Source organism: Allorhizobium sp. DMC15 (assembly GCF_056314065.1).
The window spans coordinates 597,040-612,611 of record NZ_JBQUZB010000001.1 but is presented as its reverse complement, the minus strand read 5'-3'; the positions used below and the strand labels follow the sequence as shown (position 1 = coordinate 612,611).

General features: G+C 60.1%; 16 protein-coding genes. 1 reads left to right on the top strand and 15 read right to left on the bottom strand.

Annotated elements, in window-relative coordinates:
* Positions 1–131: 131 nt before the first annotated feature.
* From ACT53S_RS03030 to ACT53S_RS03000, 7 genes are all read right to left on the bottom strand, one after another.
* On the bottom strand, positions 132–836 hold the full coding sequence (locus ACT53S_RS03030) for an SDR family oxidoreductase (protein ID WP_476065858.1): 705 nt from the start codon (positions 834–836) through the stop codon (positions 132–134).
* A 122-nt stretch (positions 837–958) separates the two neighbouring features.
* Positions 959–1,363: a hypothetical protein gene (locus ACT53S_RS03025; RefSeq protein WP_142073966.1), complete on the bottom strand. Its 405-nt coding sequence runs from the start codon at positions 1,361–1,363 to the stop codon at positions 959–961.
* A 155-nt stretch (positions 1,364–1,518) separates the two neighbouring features.
* Positions 1,519–2,607: an ABC transporter ATP-binding protein gene (locus tag ACT53S_RS03020; RefSeq protein WP_476065857.1), complete on the bottom strand. Its 1,089-nt coding sequence runs from the start codon at positions 2,605–2,607 to the stop codon at positions 1,519–1,521.
* Between the two features lie 14 nt (positions 2,608–2,621).
* Positions 2,622–4,277: a beta-galactosidase BglA gene (bglA, locus tag ACT53S_RS03015; protein ID WP_476065856.1), complete on the bottom strand. Its 1,656-nt coding sequence runs from the start codon at positions 4,275–4,277 to the stop codon at positions 2,622–2,624.
* Positions 4,278–4,316: 39 nt separating this feature from the next.
* The gene (locus tag ACT53S_RS03010; protein ID WP_142073960.1) at positions 4,317–5,462 is read right to left on the bottom strand and encodes a carbohydrate ABC transporter permease; all 1,146 of its coding nucleotides are present in this window, start codon (positions 5,460–5,462) and stop codon (positions 4,317–4,319) included.
* Between the two features lies 1 nt (position 5,463).
* The gene (locus ACT53S_RS03005) at positions 5,464–6,474 is read right to left on the bottom strand and encodes a carbohydrate ABC transporter permease (RefSeq protein ID WP_113377213.1); all 1,011 of its coding nucleotides are present in this window, start codon (positions 6,472–6,474) and stop codon (positions 5,464–5,466) included.
* A 118-nt stretch (positions 6,475–6,592) separates the two neighbouring features.
* A complete protein-coding gene (locus ACT53S_RS03000; protein WP_113377212.1) occupies positions 6,593–7,954 on the bottom strand; it encodes an ABC transporter substrate-binding protein in 1,362 nt (453 codons plus the stop codon).
* A 277-nt stretch (positions 7,955–8,231) separates the two neighbouring features.
* Between ACT53S_RS03000 and ACT53S_RS02995 the strand changes: the two genes are divergently transcribed.
* Positions 8,232–9,263 carry a substrate-binding domain-containing protein gene (locus ACT53S_RS02995; protein ID WP_142073956.1) on the top strand — a complete coding sequence of 344 codons (1,032 nt, stop codon included), beginning with the start codon at positions 8,232–8,234 and terminating at the stop codon, positions 9,261–9,263.
* A 25-nt stretch (positions 9,264–9,288) separates the two neighbouring features.
* Here the strand turns inward: ACT53S_RS02995 and folD are convergent, their stop codons facing one another.
* The 8 genes from folD to fliQ form a co-directional block, all read right to left on the bottom strand.
* On the bottom strand, positions 9,289–10,188 hold the full coding sequence (gene folD / locus ACT53S_RS02990; RefSeq protein ID WP_113377211.1) for a bifunctional methylenetetrahydrofolate dehydrogenase/methenyltetrahydrofolate cyclohydrolase FolD: 900 nt from the start codon (positions 10,186–10,188) through the stop codon (positions 9,289–9,291).
* A gap of 196 nt (positions 10,189–10,384) precedes the next feature.
* A complete protein-coding gene (locus ACT53S_RS02985; protein WP_113377210.1) occupies positions 10,385–10,921 on the bottom strand; it encodes a flagellar basal body-associated FliL family protein in 537 nt (178 codons plus the stop codon).
* Complete coding sequence (locus ACT53S_RS02980; RefSeq protein WP_113377209.1) at positions 10,921–11,286, bottom strand: hypothetical protein; 366 nt, start codon at positions 11,284–11,286, stop codon at positions 10,921–10,923. The genes ACT53S_RS02985 and ACT53S_RS02980 overlap by 1 nt, the downstream gene beginning before the upstream one ends.
* Before the next feature lie 24 nt (positions 11,287–11,310).
* Complete coding sequence (locus tag ACT53S_RS02975; protein ID WP_113377208.1) at positions 11,311–11,868, bottom strand: rod-binding protein; 558 nt, start codon at positions 11,866–11,868, stop codon at positions 11,311–11,313.
* 30 nt (positions 11,869–11,898) lie between these two features.
* Positions 11,899–12,309 carry a hypothetical protein gene (locus ACT53S_RS02970; RefSeq protein WP_113377207.1) on the bottom strand — a complete coding sequence of 137 codons (411 nt, stop codon included), beginning with the start codon at positions 12,307–12,309 and terminating at the stop codon, positions 11,899–11,901.
* Between the two features lie 12 nt (positions 12,310–12,321).
* Complete coding sequence (fliR, locus tag ACT53S_RS02965; RefSeq protein ID WP_113377206.1) at positions 12,322–13,071, bottom strand: flagellar biosynthetic protein FliR; 750 nt, start codon at positions 13,069–13,071, stop codon at positions 12,322–12,324.
* Positions 13,068–15,155 (bottom strand): flagellar biosynthesis protein FlhA, encoded by a 2,088-nt coding sequence (flhA, locus tag ACT53S_RS02960; RefSeq protein WP_113377205.1) that lies wholly within the window; start codon positions 15,153–15,155, stop codon positions 13,068–13,070. The genes fliR and flhA overlap by 4 nt, the downstream gene beginning before the upstream one ends.
* 109 nt (positions 15,156–15,264) lie before the next feature.
* Complete coding sequence (gene fliQ, locus ACT53S_RS02955; RefSeq protein ID WP_113377204.1) at positions 15,265–15,531, bottom strand: flagellar biosynthesis protein FliQ; 267 nt, start codon at positions 15,529–15,531, stop codon at positions 15,265–15,267.
* Positions 15,532–15,572: the final 41 nt, after the last annotated feature.

The following is a 15,572-nucleotide window of genomic DNA, read 5'->3' as shown; positions in this document are numbered from 1 at the left end:
TTACTGGGACAGGCCGTAATTTTCCGTCCTGTCGCTTGTCCTAAAGAATGAAGAAGTTTGGTAACCAAGTCGTTTACGCGGGCGGGTATCTTGTCACATTGGCTCAAAGAGAGACGCCAATCACGGGAATGTCAGACGTGACGGGTAAGCCCGCCATCGACCTTGAGGTTCTGACCGGTGATGTATGCGGCACCGTCGGAGGCCAGGAAGGCGATGGTCGCGGCAATTTCCTCGCTGGTCCCATAGCGTTTCATGGGCACACCCTCGCGCCGCTCCTCCGTCGCCGGCAGACTGTCGATCCAGCCCGGCAGGACGTTGTTCATGCGGATGTTTTCGCCCGCATAGGTGTCCGCAAAGATCTTGGTGAAGGAGGCCAGTCCCGCCCGGAAGACGGCGGAGGTCGGGAACATGGACGAAGGCTCGAAAGCCCAGGCGGTGGAGATGTTGATGATCATGCCAGACTTCTGCGCCTGCATGATGGGGGTCACGAGCCGCGTCGGGCGGATGACATTGAGCAGGTAGACATCCATGCCCTTTACCCATTGCTCGTCCGTGATCTCGAGGATCGGTGCGCGCGGGCCGTGGCCCGCACTGTTGACCAGCACGTCGATGCGGCCGTAGCGCTCCATGGTACCGTCAACGAGGCGCGCGAGGTCTTCCGGAGACTGGTTGGAGCCGGTAATTCCGAAACCATCGAGTTCGGCGGCCAGCGCTTCCCCCTTGCCCGAGGACGAAAGGATGGCAACTTTGAAGCCATCGGCGGCGAGCCGGCGCGCTGCCGCTGCCCCCATGCCGCTTCCCCCTGCCGTGACGATGGCTACCTTCTGCTTGGTCATTCGATATTCTCCCTTTGATGTGTGCGGAAGATCGAAGGTCCTGCCGCCGAAGTCCAGTCAGAAATGCTGAAGGCCGGTGCGGCTTCTGCCACACCGGCCTTTCGAAATGAGACTGTCCGGGGTTACCAGCTGCGCACGTCGAGCACGCGGTCCTTGTGGGCCGGATGGGTGGAGAAGACGAAGATGCGGTCGAGTTCCTTCTGCGTCAGCAGGCGGAGAAAACGGATCTCGGCGGTGTTGTTCGGAAAGGTCTTCATTAGCACGGCGCCAACCTTGTTGATGCGGGCGTCCGGGATGTCGAGGTAGAACTGCTTGGGGAGATTGACCTGCGTCAGCAATGCGATGACGGCACCACTCATGGATATGCGGATGACGTCACAGCGCCGCGCCGCCATGTGGGTCATGCCGTTCTCGGTGTATTCGAGACGCCCGGCATTCATCGTGTCTTCCATGCGAAACCGGTTTTCCCGGTCGTACATGAAGGATTCTTCCTTTTTCAGAAAGTGATTGCCACCTGCCGTTCTCATCGTTCTACCCTTGTCTTTTTCGTCTTTGTTATGGGTAAAAGCTAGCAGTCACAGCTTAACAGTCGGTATTGAGGATGGGGCCGGCGGAACGCAAGAAAAGGCCCTGTCATCGCAGGGATAACAGAGCCTTAACATGTCCGGATTCGGAGCGGGTATCAGCGGCGATAGGTCTGTCCGACTGCGTCGAACAGATGCAGCTTGGTCCTGTCGGCCGAGAAGCGCAGGGTCTGGCCCTTCTTCACGTCGACGATGCCGGGGAGCTTCACGACGATCGGCTCTTCTTCGACCGGGCCATTGACATAAAGCAGCGTCACTTCGCCGAGGGCTTCGACGATCTCGACCACGCCTTCGAAGAGGAAGTCTTCTCCGGCGGCAATCGTCAGGTCTTCCGGACGGACGCCGAAGCTTCCGGCCTTGCCCTCTTCTGACGACGCCGTCGCCAGATCCATGGTGACTTCCGAGCCGTCCTTCAGCTTGATCCGGGTCGTGTCCCCCGTTCCGATGATGGTCACCGGCATGATGTTCATCGCCGGCGAGCCGATGAAGCGGGCCACGAAGAGGTTCGCGGGTCGCTCGTAAAGTTCGAGCGGCGGACCGACCTGTTCGATCTTGCCGGCCGAGAGCACGACGATGCGATCGGCCAGCGTCATCGCTTCGACCTGGTCGTGCGTGACATAGATCATCGTGGTGTCGGCCATCTGCTCGTTGAGCTTGGCGATCTCGATACGGGTCGCGACACGCAGCGCCGCATCAAGGTTCGACAGCGGCTCATCGAAGAGGAAGACCTTCGGATTGCGGCAGATGGCGCGGCCGATGGCCACACGCTGGCGCTGACCACCCGACAGTGCCTTCGGCAGGCGATCGAGATAGGGCTCGAGCTGAAGGATGCCGGCGGCGGACTTCACGCGGCGATCGATCTCTTCCTTGCTTTCGCCGGCAATCCGCATGCCGAAGGCCATGTTGTCGTAGACCGTCATGTGCGGGTAGAGCGCATAGGACTGGAAGACCATGGCAATACCGCGCTTGGAAGGCGGCACGTCGTTCACGAGCTGGCCGTCGATATACATCTCGCCGCTGGTGATATCCTCAAGACCGGCGATCATGCGCAAGAGCGTGGATTTTCCGCAGCCCGACGGGCCAACGAAAACCACGAATTCGCCTTCCTTGATCTCAAGATCGATCCCGTGCAGGACCTTGACCTGCCCGTAGGCCTTGCGGATGTCTTTCAGAACCAGACCCGTCATGCTTTCCTCCCCTGTCAGGCGTGACGCGCGAAATAAGCGCCCCAAGCCGGCAACTCTACCTTATTGTCGTTGGTCTCACTGGCAAAACCATGCCCATCCAGCGCAAGCCACTGCCCCTCGGGCAAGGCAATGGCTGCCGGTTCCGGGCTCATATTGAAGAGGCAGAGCAGCTTCTCGTTGCCGAGCGCACGGCTATAGGCTAGGGCATGCGCGCCTGCCTCATGGAAAGTGATGTCGCCCTTGGCGAAGGCCTGGTGCTGGCGACGGAAGCCCAGGAAACGACGATACTGTTCGAGAACCGACTCGTCGCGTCCGGCCTGCGTGTTGACCGCGCGCAGCACATGCTCGACCGGGATCGGCAGCCAAGTCTTCTGCGCTGTGGAGAAGCCTGCCTGGGTGGCGTGGTCATCCCAGACCATCGGAGTACGGCAGCCGTCACGACCCTTGAATTCCGGCCAGAACTGGATGCCGTAGGGGTCCTGCAGGTCTTCGAAGGCGATTTCGGCTTCGGTCAGACCCAGTTCCTCCCCCTGATAAATGCAGACCGAGCCACGCTGGGTGAGCAAGAGGGCCGACATCATCTTGGCATAGGCTTCGCGGTCCAGCACAGCCGAACCCCAACGGCTGATATGGCGCACGACGTCGTGGTTGGAGAATGCCCAGCAGGCCCAGCCTTCAGGAGCGGCTGCCGCAAAGGCGTTCTGGGTGTTGCGCACGACTTCCGGCGTCAGGGGCTCCGGCGCCAGGAATTCGAAGGCGTAGCACATCTGCATCTTGTCATTGCCGGACGTATATTCGCCGACAATTTCCAGACCGCGCTGGCTGTCGCCGACTTCGCCGACAGCCGCGATGGCCGGATATTCATCCAGGAGCGCGCGGAACCGCTTGAGGAAAGCGATGTTTTCCGGGCGGTTCTTGTCGTAGATGTGTTCCTGGAAATTGTAGGGGTTCACTGCCGGGGCAGTCGACGCGTTGCGGCGCTCGGGCGCCAGCGGCGGGTTGTCCCGCAATTCCTTGTCATGGAAATAGAAGTTGATCGTATCGAGACGGAAGCCGTCGACGCCGCGGTCGAGCCAAAAGCGGGTGGCGGCGAGCAACGCGTCCTGAACCTCGGGATTGTGCAGGTTCATGTCGGGCTGCGAGGTCAGGAAGTTGTGCAGATAATACTGCATGCGGGTCGGATCCCACTGCCAAGCCGAGCCGCCGAAGATCGACAGCCAGTTGTTCGGCGGCGTGCCGTCCGGCTTCGAATCAGCCCAGACATACCAGTCCGCCTTGGGATTGACGCGGCTTGAGCGGCTCTCGACGAACCAGGGATGCTGGTCCGACGAGTGGGACATGACCAGGTCGATCATGACGCGAATGCCGAGACGATGCGCTTCGGCGATCAGACCGTCGAAATCCGTCAGCGAACCGAACATCGGGTCAACGTCGACATAATTCGAAACGTCGTAGCCAAAGTCCTTCATCGGCGAGGTGAAGAAGGGCGAGATCCAGATCGCATCGGCGCCGAGATCGGCGATATGCTGGAGACGGGCGGTGATGCCCTTCAGGTCGCCAATGCCGTCTCCATTGGAATCCTGATAGGAACGCGGGTAGATCTGGTAGATCACCGCACCGCGCCACCAATCCTTGTCGGCGACCAGCGTCGATTGCGTCGTGGAACTCATAGTCAATCCTTATGCATGTCGTGAAGTTGACCGTCCCGGTCAGCCCCCCTTGACCGAACCCGCGAGCAGACCCCGGACGAGGTAGCGCTGGAGGCCGAAGAAGACGAGGAGCGGAACGATGATGGTGATGAAGGCCGAGGCCGTGAGGATTTCCCAATTGCCGCCGCGCGAGCCGAGGAGGTTGACGAGGCGTCCGGTCAGCACGAGTTCGTTGTCACCCGTTCCAAGGAAGACCATGGCGACCAAGAGATCGTTCCAAGTCCAGAGGAACTGGAAGATCGCGAAGGAGGCAAGTGCGGGATAGGAAAGCGGCAGCACGATCTTGGTGAAGATCTCGAAATCGGAGGCGCCATCGACACGGGCCGATTCCATGATCTCGCGCGGCAGGCCGGCGATGTAGTTGCGCAGCAGATAGATGGCGAGCGGCAGGCCGAAACCCATATGCGCGAGCCAGATGCCGACATAGCCCTTGGCCGGGACGCCGAAGAAGGCGCCGACGCCGTTATACATCTTCAGAAGCGGGATGAGCGACATCTGCAAGGGAACCACGAGCAGACCAACGATGACCGCCAGCAGAAGCGCGCGACCAGGGAATTTCATCCAGGCGAGTGCATAGGCGGCAAATGCCGCGACGAGGATCGGGATGATCGTGGATGGGATCGCGACCGTGAGCGAGTTCAGGAAGGACTTACCAAGGCCCTCGGCAGTCAGAACGGTCTGGTAATTCTCGATCGTGAAGCGGGGCGGCACGGAGGCGGTGAAGAAGATGCGGTCGCCGCGCGAACCTTCGAAGGCAGTGGCGGATTCGATGCGGAAATCGCCGTTCTCCTGAACGGTCAGCTTGCTGCCGTCATTGCGTTCCGCCGTCTGGCCCGGCTCATAGGCGGTAGGCGCGTTGATGTTGATGCCGAAGGCCGAAACATTGCCGGCATTGCCTTCGAAAACATTGCCGGAAATGACGAAGACGCCGTTTTCCTCAACCTGCGCACTCGGCGGAGGGGCTCGGTAGATGGCGTTCTGGCTCGATGTGCCGAGCGCCGTCCACCAGCCGGAGGCCACGATCTGGTCCTTGTCGCGCAAGGACGAGATGAGCAGACCGGCGGTCGGCAGGGTCCAGAGGACGACCAGGAACAGGACAGTCAGATTGACGACGATCGTCAGCGGGGAGAGTTTCTTTGCGACCATCTCAGCGTCCTTCCATTTCCCGGCGGGCATTACGGATGTTCCAGATCATGATCGGCACGACCATGACCATGATGACCACAGCGATTGCGGCACCCTTGCCGAAGTCGCCGCCGCCGCGGAACATCCAGTCGAACATGAGGTTCGCCAGAACCTGGGTTTGCCACTGACCGTTTGTCATGGCGAGAACGATGTCGAAGACCTTGAGAACGAGGATGGTGATGGTGGTCCAGACGACGGCGATCGTCGTCCAGATCTGCGGAACCTTGATCTTGATGAAGATCTGCCAGGGGTTGGCACCGTCGATGACGGCGGCCTCAATGGTTTCTTCCGGAATGCCGCGCAGGGCCGCCGACAGAAGGACCATGGCAAAGCCGGTCTGGATCCAGATGAGGATCACCATCAGGAAGAAGTTGTTCCAGAAGGGGAGCGAGATCCAAATCTGGGGATCGCCGCCAAAGGCCATGACGATGGCGTTCAGGATGCCGATCTGCTCCGATCCGGCATCGCGGTAGTCATAGACGAACTTCCAGATGACGGATGCGCCGACAAACGAAATCGCCATGGGCATGAAGATCAGCGATTTCGCAATATTGCCCCACCAGATGCGGTCGGTGAGTGCGGCGATGATGAGACCGAAGAAGGTGGAGCCGGCGGGCACCACGATCAGCCAGAGAATGTTGTTGTAGATGGACTGGCGGAATTCACCGTCGTTGACCATCCAGCGATAGTTCGCGAGGCCGACGTAGTTCTCGCCGCCGCGATCCATGAAGGAATAGGCAATGGACGAGAAGAGCGGATAGACCAGATAAATGGTCAGGGAGATCAGGGCGGGCCCCAGGAAGAGCCAGGGGCGGATCAACGCGGCGCGGCGCAAATTGCGCGAGGCCTTGGCCGTATCGGCGATGCGAGACGGAAAGATGCGGTCCAGCAGCAAGTTCGAACCGTAGAAATATCCGATCGCCGCTGCGACGCCGACGACAATCGTCAGCAATGCAAAGAGTAACTGTTCCAAGATGTCCCCTCCCTGTCGATCGCTCCGCGTCACCTATGGCGCCCGGGGCACTTGTTCTTCTGTATCGACGACCGGGCCGCCCCGAAGGCGGCCCGGCGGATTGCGATCAATCGCGAGCTTACTTCAGCCCGTCCCAGGCCTTCTGGATGTCGGCGGCGACATCGGCAGCCGGCTTGCCACCGGAGTAGTCAACCATACCGGTCCAGAATGCACCAGCACCGATCTTGCCCGGCATCAGGTCGGAACCATCGAAGCGGAAGGTCGTGGCGTTGAGCAGGATATCGCCCTGCTTGGCCATCGGGGCGTTGGCGTAGGTTTCCTTGTTGGCGCCCTTGAACGGGGTCAGGAAGCTGGACTGTGCCATCCAGACTTCATGGGCGATCGGGGTCTTCAGGAACTCGATGAAAGCGCGGGCAGCCGGGCTGTCCTTGGCGATCATGGCAAGCGTGCCGGCGCCCAGCACCGGATTGCCGAGGTCTGCCTTGGAGGCATAAGGCGGCATGTAGAAGAAGTCTGCATCTTCACCCACCTTCGTGCCTTCCGGGAAGAAGGACGGGATGAACGAAGCCTGGTGGTGGAGATAGCACTTCGGCGGCGCACCAAAGAGGCCCTTCGGGCTGTCGCGGAAGTCGGTCGAGGCAACCGCCTTGGAGCCGCCGTCAACGAACTTGTCGTTCTTGGCGAACCAGCCGAATTCCTCGATCGCGCCGACAACGGCCGGATCGGTGAACTTCACTTCGTTGGTGACCCACTTGTCGTAGACGTCAGCCGGCTGCGTGCGCAGCATCATGTCTTCAACCCAGTCGGTTGCCGGCCAGCCGGTCGCACCGCCCGAACCGAGACCGATGCACCAAGGCGTGCCGCCATCGGCGACGATCTTTTCGGTCAGTGCCTTCAGCTCTTCCATGGTCTTCGGGACTTCATAGCCAGCGTCCTCGAAGTTTTCAGGCACGTACCAGACCAGCGACTTCACGTCGATCTTGTAGGGGAATGCATAGAGAGCCGGGGCTCCATCCTTGCCCTTGTAGGTCGAGAGATCGACCCAGGACTGTCCGGCCGAATAGTTTTCCAGAAGCCAGGACTTGGTCTCGTCGCCGAGCGGCGTCAGATGCCCCTTCGAGGCGAGGTCGGCGATCAGACCCGGCTGGGGCAGGATGGCCACGTTGGGCGGGCTGCCGGCCTGGGTGTCGATGACGATCTGCTGTTCGTAGTTTTCAGAGGACGAATACTGGACGTCGACGCCGGTTGCGTCTTCAAAATAAGCCAGGATGCTTTCGAACAGAACCTGGTCTTCGCCGCGCCAGGGGCCAAAGATCGTCAGGGTCTGGCCCTTCAAGGCGCTGTTGGCGGCCTTGTATTCTTCAAAGCTCGCCCAGTTGAACTTGCTGTCTTCACCCGGCTTGAACTTCAGGTCCGCAGCGGCAGCAGAGCCGGCGACCAGCGCGGCAGCCGCCACGGTCATCAAAAACAGTTTCTTCATGTGATTTACCTCCCATCACATCGGACCGCCAAACGTCCCTCGAATGCGCATTTTTCAAAGCGCTTTGGCCCCCATTTCATCCCATTGGGTTCCATATGGAGTCAAGCGCTTTTGTCCAGTTGAGCAAATTCGCCGCAACATGCCGCACCGCAACATGCAGATGCCTTGATTTTATTCATATTTCCTCTTGTTAACACTCCCCCCTATGAGCCATATTCGAAGCGCTTTGGGCCGCAAGGGAGGAAATTTGCGCCCATTTCGGAGAGGAATGCGACCCGTGAACCTGAAAGAACTGTCCCAGATGCTCGGGCTGTCGCAAACGACGATCAGCCGGGCGCTCAACGGCTATCCCGAGGTCAACGAGGAAACCCGGCAGCGGGTTCTCTTGGCCGCGAAGGAAACCGGGTACAGGCCCAATCGCGCCGCACAGCGATTGGCCACGGGAAAGGCCGGGTCGATCGGACTGATCATGCCGATTTCACCGGACCACAGTTCCGACATGCATTTCGCGGAGTTTCAAAGCGGTCTTGCTGAAGCCGCGATCCTGCGCGACTTTCATTTCGTCATCATGCCCGCCAAGGCGTCACAGGAAGAAGAGGCGATCCGCTGGCTGGTCGCGAGCGGCAGTGTCGACGGTTACTACCTCGCCTATGTCCGGGAGAAAGACCCGCGCATCACCATGGCAAAGACGCTGGCGCTGCCCTTCATCGTGCATGGCCGCTCCTATGGCATGGAGCTCGATTACCCCTATCTCGATGTGGACAACGAAGGGGCCTTCTTCGACGCCACACGTTTCCTGATGCAGCTCGGGCACAAGCGCATCGCCCTTCTCAATGGTCCGGCCGATCTCGACTTCGCCTTTCGACGCAAACTCGGCGCTGAAAAGGCCCTGGCCCAAGCGCAGCTAAGCCTCGACCCCGCTCATGTGCGCCACACATTCATGGGAGACGAACAGGGCTATCGGGGGATGAAGGAAATTCTGGCGCATGGCAACCGACCGACCGCCGTGCTCTGCGCAAGCACCGTCCTGGCACTGGGTGCCGTCAGGGCCATGAACGAGGCAGGGCTGAAGCTCGGCGTCGACATGTCGCTGATTGCCCATGACGATGAACTGCCGCTCCTGAAGCCCGAGAATTTCTCCACTCCGCTGACCACGACGCGGTCATCGCTTCGCGCAGCCGGACGACGTGTCGGCGAGCGGCTGATCGCGATGATCAACGGGGACACCCCTGCCCTGCCGATGCAGGAATTGTGGAAGGTGGAGCTCGTCGTGCGGGCGTCGACCGGCCCGGCCCCTGCCGGAGCCTGATGCAGCGCTCGCGTCTCTCGGGACCTCAGAACTTTGGCGCGGCCTGACCAGCCCGACGATAGGCGGCAATGACGGTGTTGGCCATCAGCATCGCGATCGTCATCGGACCGACGCCGCCGGGTACCGGCGAAATTGCAGCGGCAACCGGCTTGCATTCGGCAAAGGCGACATCGCCCACGAGGCGGAACTTGCCCTCACCGCGCTCCGGGGCGTCGATCCGATTGATACCGACGTCAATCACCGTCGCACCCGGCTTGACCCAGTCGGCCTTGACCATTTCCGGACGGCCTACGGCTGCAACGAGAATGTCGGCCTGACGCGCAAGAGCGGGAAGATCCCGGCTTCGAGAATGACCGATGGTGACGGTCGCATTGGCGGCGAGCAACAGCTGCGCCATCGGCTTGCCGAACAGGTTGGAACGGCCGATGACCAACGCATTCAGGCCCGACAGGTCCTTGCCATGGATCTGACGCACCAGGATCATCGCACCCGCCGGTGTACAGGAGACGAGGCCGGTGTCCATGTCACCGGTCGCGAGTTTGCCGGCATTGACCACATGCAGGCCGTCGACATCCTTTTCGGGAAGGATCGACTGGATGACCGGATCGGATTTCAGGTGACCGGGCAATGGAAGCTGGACGAGTATGCCGTCGATCTCAGGGTCGGCATTCAGCGAGGCCACCAGCGCCATCAGCTCATCCTGACCTGTTTCCTCCGGAAGGGTATGCTGCACGGAGTTGAAGCCGCACTGCTTGGCCATGCGGCTCTTGGCGCCGACATAGGCGTGACTTGCCGGATCATTGCCGACGATCACAACGGCCAGGCCCGGACGGCGATGTCCAAGGGCTTCAAGCTTTTCTGCCGCAGAACCTACCGCTTCGACCACCGATGCGGCGGCCGCCTTTCCATCAATCACCGTCGTCACTGTGCTTGTTCCTCGCCTCAGACTGGCAGCAAGCTAACGCCATCGCAGACGTCGCATTTGCCTGTCCCCGTCCTATGCTGTCAAATTGCGGCATTTTGCAAGGGCGGCTGATACCCTGAGTCCGCTAAGACGACGCCGGACCTCACTACGAGAGTAAGGCCCGGCGTGCCGAACGCAATCTTGAAGATGGCGGAGATCAGTGACCTGACGCGGGCTTTTCCTCGACCTTTTCGCCCTCGACGACGGTGGTCTTCTCCATGGGGCCCGGGGCGCCGTCGGCGGCCTTGCGAGCTGCATCCTTGGAGACATAGTCGAGCTGCTCGATCATGACCTGATCGACCATGCCTTCGCCCAACCGGGCGTTCATTTCGGTCTTGATCTTGTCCCGGAAGGCCATGACATCGAAGGTTCCGACATTGGCGATGTCCACCATCTTGTTGCCGACCAGCAGGGTGAAGAGCTGGTCCGTCATCATCTCGGTGACCGGGGGAGCCTGGGTCTTGACCTTCTCCTTGTCCATCATGAAGGAGATACGGGTCAGGAAATAGCCCTGGACGTCTCCTCCGGCGAGGACCGGTATGGTGATCGGCTCACCGCGCACCAGTTCCAGGGCGGCCTTCTTCGTTTCTTCCTCGCTCGGTCCGGCAGGTGCCGTGGCGAGATAGATCGAGCCATAGACGGCGCCGAGCGTCACGATGCAGACCCACAGACCGATGCCGAGTATCTTGCCCATCAGAACTCGCTGAACTGGAACTGTTCCTGGGAGTAGGTGCCATCGGCATCTGCATCCCGGACGGCATTCTTCAGGAGATCGGCCACAGCGCGGACGGCGGCGAGGTGTGCCTCGACGCGACGGGCATTGGTCGCGAGCTTTTCCTTGAGAACATGCAGCTGGTCGACATAGTTGACCGCGAATTCGCGCGGGTCCGTGTCGCGAAACAGCATGGTCAGCTCATAAAGGCAGCGGCTCTTGTGGGCGTTCGACACCTTGAAATCGAATTCCGGATCCTTGCCGATCCGCTCGTTTTCGTTGTCGATGATGCGCTCAAGCCGGCTCAGAACGGTCTTGACGCGGTATTCGCTCGAAACAACTTCCATGAAATTATACCTTATTCTTGAATTTTACGGCTTCTGGATTTCGGCGCTCGCGCCAAGAGTGCGCCGCTCAAGGTCGGTCACCCAGCTCAGCGCTGTGTCACGCTGGGTTTCGTCGGTCTTGGCGTTCACCGTGTCCTGGCCGCGCGTCCGCTGCAGAGCCTCGCTGTACATCTGTTTGGCGATGCCGACGCCACCGGATTCAGACAGAACCGAGCCGATCTGCTCGGCCATCATGCTCTTCCACATCTCACCGGCATTCCCCTTGCCGTAAACTTCCTCGCTGTCGCTCGGCAACATGGTCTGGACGAAGTTGGTCAGGTAGACGGCTTCGAAGTCGCGGTAGACCTTGGGAACCTCACCCGGCTTGTCCAGGGTCTCGGCGGTATTCTCGATACGGGCCGCATTGGTCGTACGGTTCAGGATGTCGACAGTCGCGCCAAAACCTTCGCCCTTCTCGGCAAGGCTGGTCGCGAGGAAATTGGCGCGATTGGTTTTCATCTGCGCCTGAGCGGCGGCAACTTGTGACGGATCAGCGGCGCGGACGACGTCCAGCACGAGATCGCTCGGGAGTGAAATGGCCACGATGACATCCTCGATTCATGTTCGTGGCAACTATCCCTCTCCAAGCTTGCTGGAGGCTGGCGTGCCAAATCGGATGTCGATCAGATCGTAAATCGCATCATCGTCGGCTTCGCGCTGTTCATGAGCGCGGGCGTCGCGGCGGTTCTCCTCCAGCCGATCGCCCTTGGCGCGCTCGCGCATCAGCTTCATCTCCTGGACCTGCTGGAGGCCGTGCAGTTGCTTGTCAGTGTTGGACAAGCGGTCGAAGCGATCCGCATAATTCTGAGCAAACAAACGATGGAGCGGATCGAGCGAGCCGATGGCCTCCATCACCATGTCCATGGAGCGCGCGTTTTCCTCGATGCGCTGCGCGGTGATGCCGAGGTCACTTTCGGCCATGCGCTCCATGTGCCTCTGGACGGCGACAAGACGCTTCAACTTGTCGGATTTCTTTTGCGCCATAGAGACCCCGCCTCAGAAATTGAAGACCATCGGGAAATATCGTCCGAACTGCATGACGAGGGCCGCGATCGTGAAATAGACCAGAATCAGCCCGCCGATGAGAAGATACGGCGTGGAGATGTAGAAAATCGGAATCTGCGGGGCGAGCTTGTTCACCAGACCGACGGCAAAGTTGAACATCAGGCCGAAGATCAGGAAGGGGCTCGCCAGACGCAGCATCAAGACGAATGTCTGCGACAGTGTATCCGTCAGCGTGATCAGCATCTTCTGGCTTTCCGGCATGCCGCCGAGCGGCATCACCGTGTAGGATTCCATCAGGGCCTTGAAGACGACATGGTGGAAATCGAGCAGGAAGAGCACGAGAAGACCGGCGAAGCTCAAGAGATTGGTGAGCTGCGTTTCGCTGGTGTCTTCAAGCACGTCCCCCGAACCCGGCGAACTGAGGCCGATGGACATGGAAATCGCCGTACCCGCGAATTGAAGGCCAAGGACATAGAAGCGTGGTACAAGGCCGTACATCAACCCGATCATCAGTTCGGCCATCAAGACCGGAATGAGCGGAGCACCACCGCCGGACACCCGCGGATAGATGCTGTCGAAGAGCAACGGCATCATCGCCATCGAAACCGACATTGCAAGAAAGAGCCGGATCGTCGCCGAGATGCGGGCGGAAGAGAAGCCCGGCAGGGTCATGAAGCAGGCGCCGATGCGGCAGAAAACCGCAAACAGCACCAGGACAGTCCCCTGCGGGTCAGAAATCATGAAATCGAGCCCAGGATCTTGATCTCGATGCCCTTGGCCAGTTCGACATGGGAGAGAACCGGAAGAGTGGCAAAGAGTCGTTCGATAATCATGCGAACATAGGAGCGCGTTTCCGGCGAGGTTACAAGAACGAAGGGCAGCCCGCGGTCCATGAATTCACGGATTACGCTGCTCGCCTGTTCGGAGAACTCCTCGAGATTGCGAGGGTCGATGTCGAATTCGACGATTTCGCCCTTGGCGTCGCGCTTCAGCGCCTGGTGGAAGACAAGGTCCCACTTGGAGCCGAGACGCAGGACGCGCAGCACGCCGTTGTCGGTCAGATCGCCGCACAGCTGCTGGGCCATGCGAACACGCACATGCTCGACAATCTGCTCGGTCTTGCGGACATGCGGCGCCAGTTCGGCAACCGCTTCGAGGATCAGGTGCAGGTTACGGATGGAGACGCGTTCGGCGAGCAGCAGCTTCAACACCGCCTGCAGGCCCGAATAGGACATGTGCGACGAGCAGATCTCGTCGGCCAGCTTCTTGTATTCGGGGTCGAGGCGATCGATGAGGATCTTCACGTCCTTGTAGGACAACAGCTGCGGCAGGTTGTTGCGAATGACTTCGCTGACGTGGGTGAGCACGACGGAGACGTTGTCGATCGGATGGAAACCCTCGCGTTTCAATTCCTCGGTGAAGGTTTCCAGTACGGAGACAGCCGGCATGCCAAAGGCGGGTTCGCGGATCTCGTCGCCCGGGACATTGGGCTTGCGGCCGGAGCCGGTGACGACCAAAACTTCCCCGACCCGCAGGTTGTTCGACGCGATCGTCGTGCCGTGGATACGGATCTGGTAGGACTTTTCGGGAATGCCGATGTCGTCGGTGACCTTGATTTCCGGAACGACGAAGCCGTACTGGCTGGCAAACTTCTTGCGCATCTTGCCGACGCGGAAGGCCAGTTCCTGATGGGCTCCCAGAAGGCGGGTCGAAACGAGCTTGCCAAGCGCCAGCTCGATTTCGGCGGTTTTCAGGACCGATTTGACCGAATCCTTCTCCGCTTCCTTGCTCTGGATGACCTTCTTTTCTTCCTGGTCGCGCTTGAGCTTGTTTTCGGCTTCCACCTGACGGGGGATGAACCAGGCACCGAATGCCATGAGACCACCAAGCGCCAGGAACGGAACGAGCGGCAGACCCGGAACCAGAGCCAGGGCGCACATCAGGGCGGCAGCGACGGAAAGCGCACGCGGATAACCGCTCAGCTGATTGACGACGGCCTGGTCGGTCGAGCCGGGGGTGCCGCCACGCGACACGAGAAGGCCGGCGGCGAGCGAAACGATGAGGGCCGGAACCTGCGAAACGATACCGTCACCGACGGAAAGTTTGACGAAGACGTCGGCGGCCTGGCCGATTTCCATGCCGTGACGGAAATAACCGATGATGATGCCGCCAAAGACGTTGATTGCGGTGATGATGAGGCCGGCGACGGCGTCGCCGCGGACGAACTTGGACGCACCATCCATGGCACCGAAGAAGGAGCTTTCCTGCTCCAATTCGCGCCGGCGGTGCTGGGCTTCACGCTCATCGATGATACCGGCCGACAGGTCGGCATCGATCGACATCTGCTTGCCGGGGATCGCATCAAGTGTAAAGCGGGCGCCAACTTCCGCGATACGGGTCGCGCCCTTGGTGATGACGATGAAGTTCACCGTGATCAGGATCATGAAAACGATCAAACCGATGACGAAATCGCCGCCCATGACGAGGCTGGAGAAACCGGCAATAACACCGCCTGCCGCATCATGACCTTCGTGGCCGTGGGAGAGGATCACACGCGTCGTCGCGATGTTGAGCGACAGGCGGATCATGGTTGCGATCAGCAGGATGGTCGGAAAGGACGAGAAATCCAGCGGCCGCTGGATCCACAGGGAGACCATCAGGATCAGCACGGAGAAGGCGATCGAGAAGGCCAGCCCAAGGTCGATCATGAACGGTGGAATGGGCAGGAAGAGGATGCAGAGGATGAGGACAATGCCGAATGCAAAGCCGATATCGCGCCCGCTGGGACTGACTTTCGGAATCACGAGTGCAGGTGGTTGCGCCATGTCTGTTCCATCTCTTCATGAGAAGTCGGCCAGAGGGTCATGTCTCTGGCAGTCTACAGACGAGGGATAGCCGTCGAAGCTTGCGCGAGGGTGTCAGCCGCAGCGGTTTTCAGAATCCGGATTGGACGCGGGAGAAGACCAGATTGGCGAAGAGCGAGATCTGGCCGCCGACAAAGGGAGCCGATATGCCAATGGTAATCATAATGGCCAGGATCTTCGGCACGAAGGTCAGTGTCATTTCCTGGACCTGGGTCAAAGCCTGGATCAGGGCAATGAGGATACCAACGATCATGCCGGCAGCGACAGCCGGCCCTGATGCGACCAGGATGGTCCAGATCGCCGATTGCATAATGTCGAGGGCATCTGCCTCATTCATGGCGGTTTCCTTCCGGAGCGGCGAATCATGCCCTCCACTCC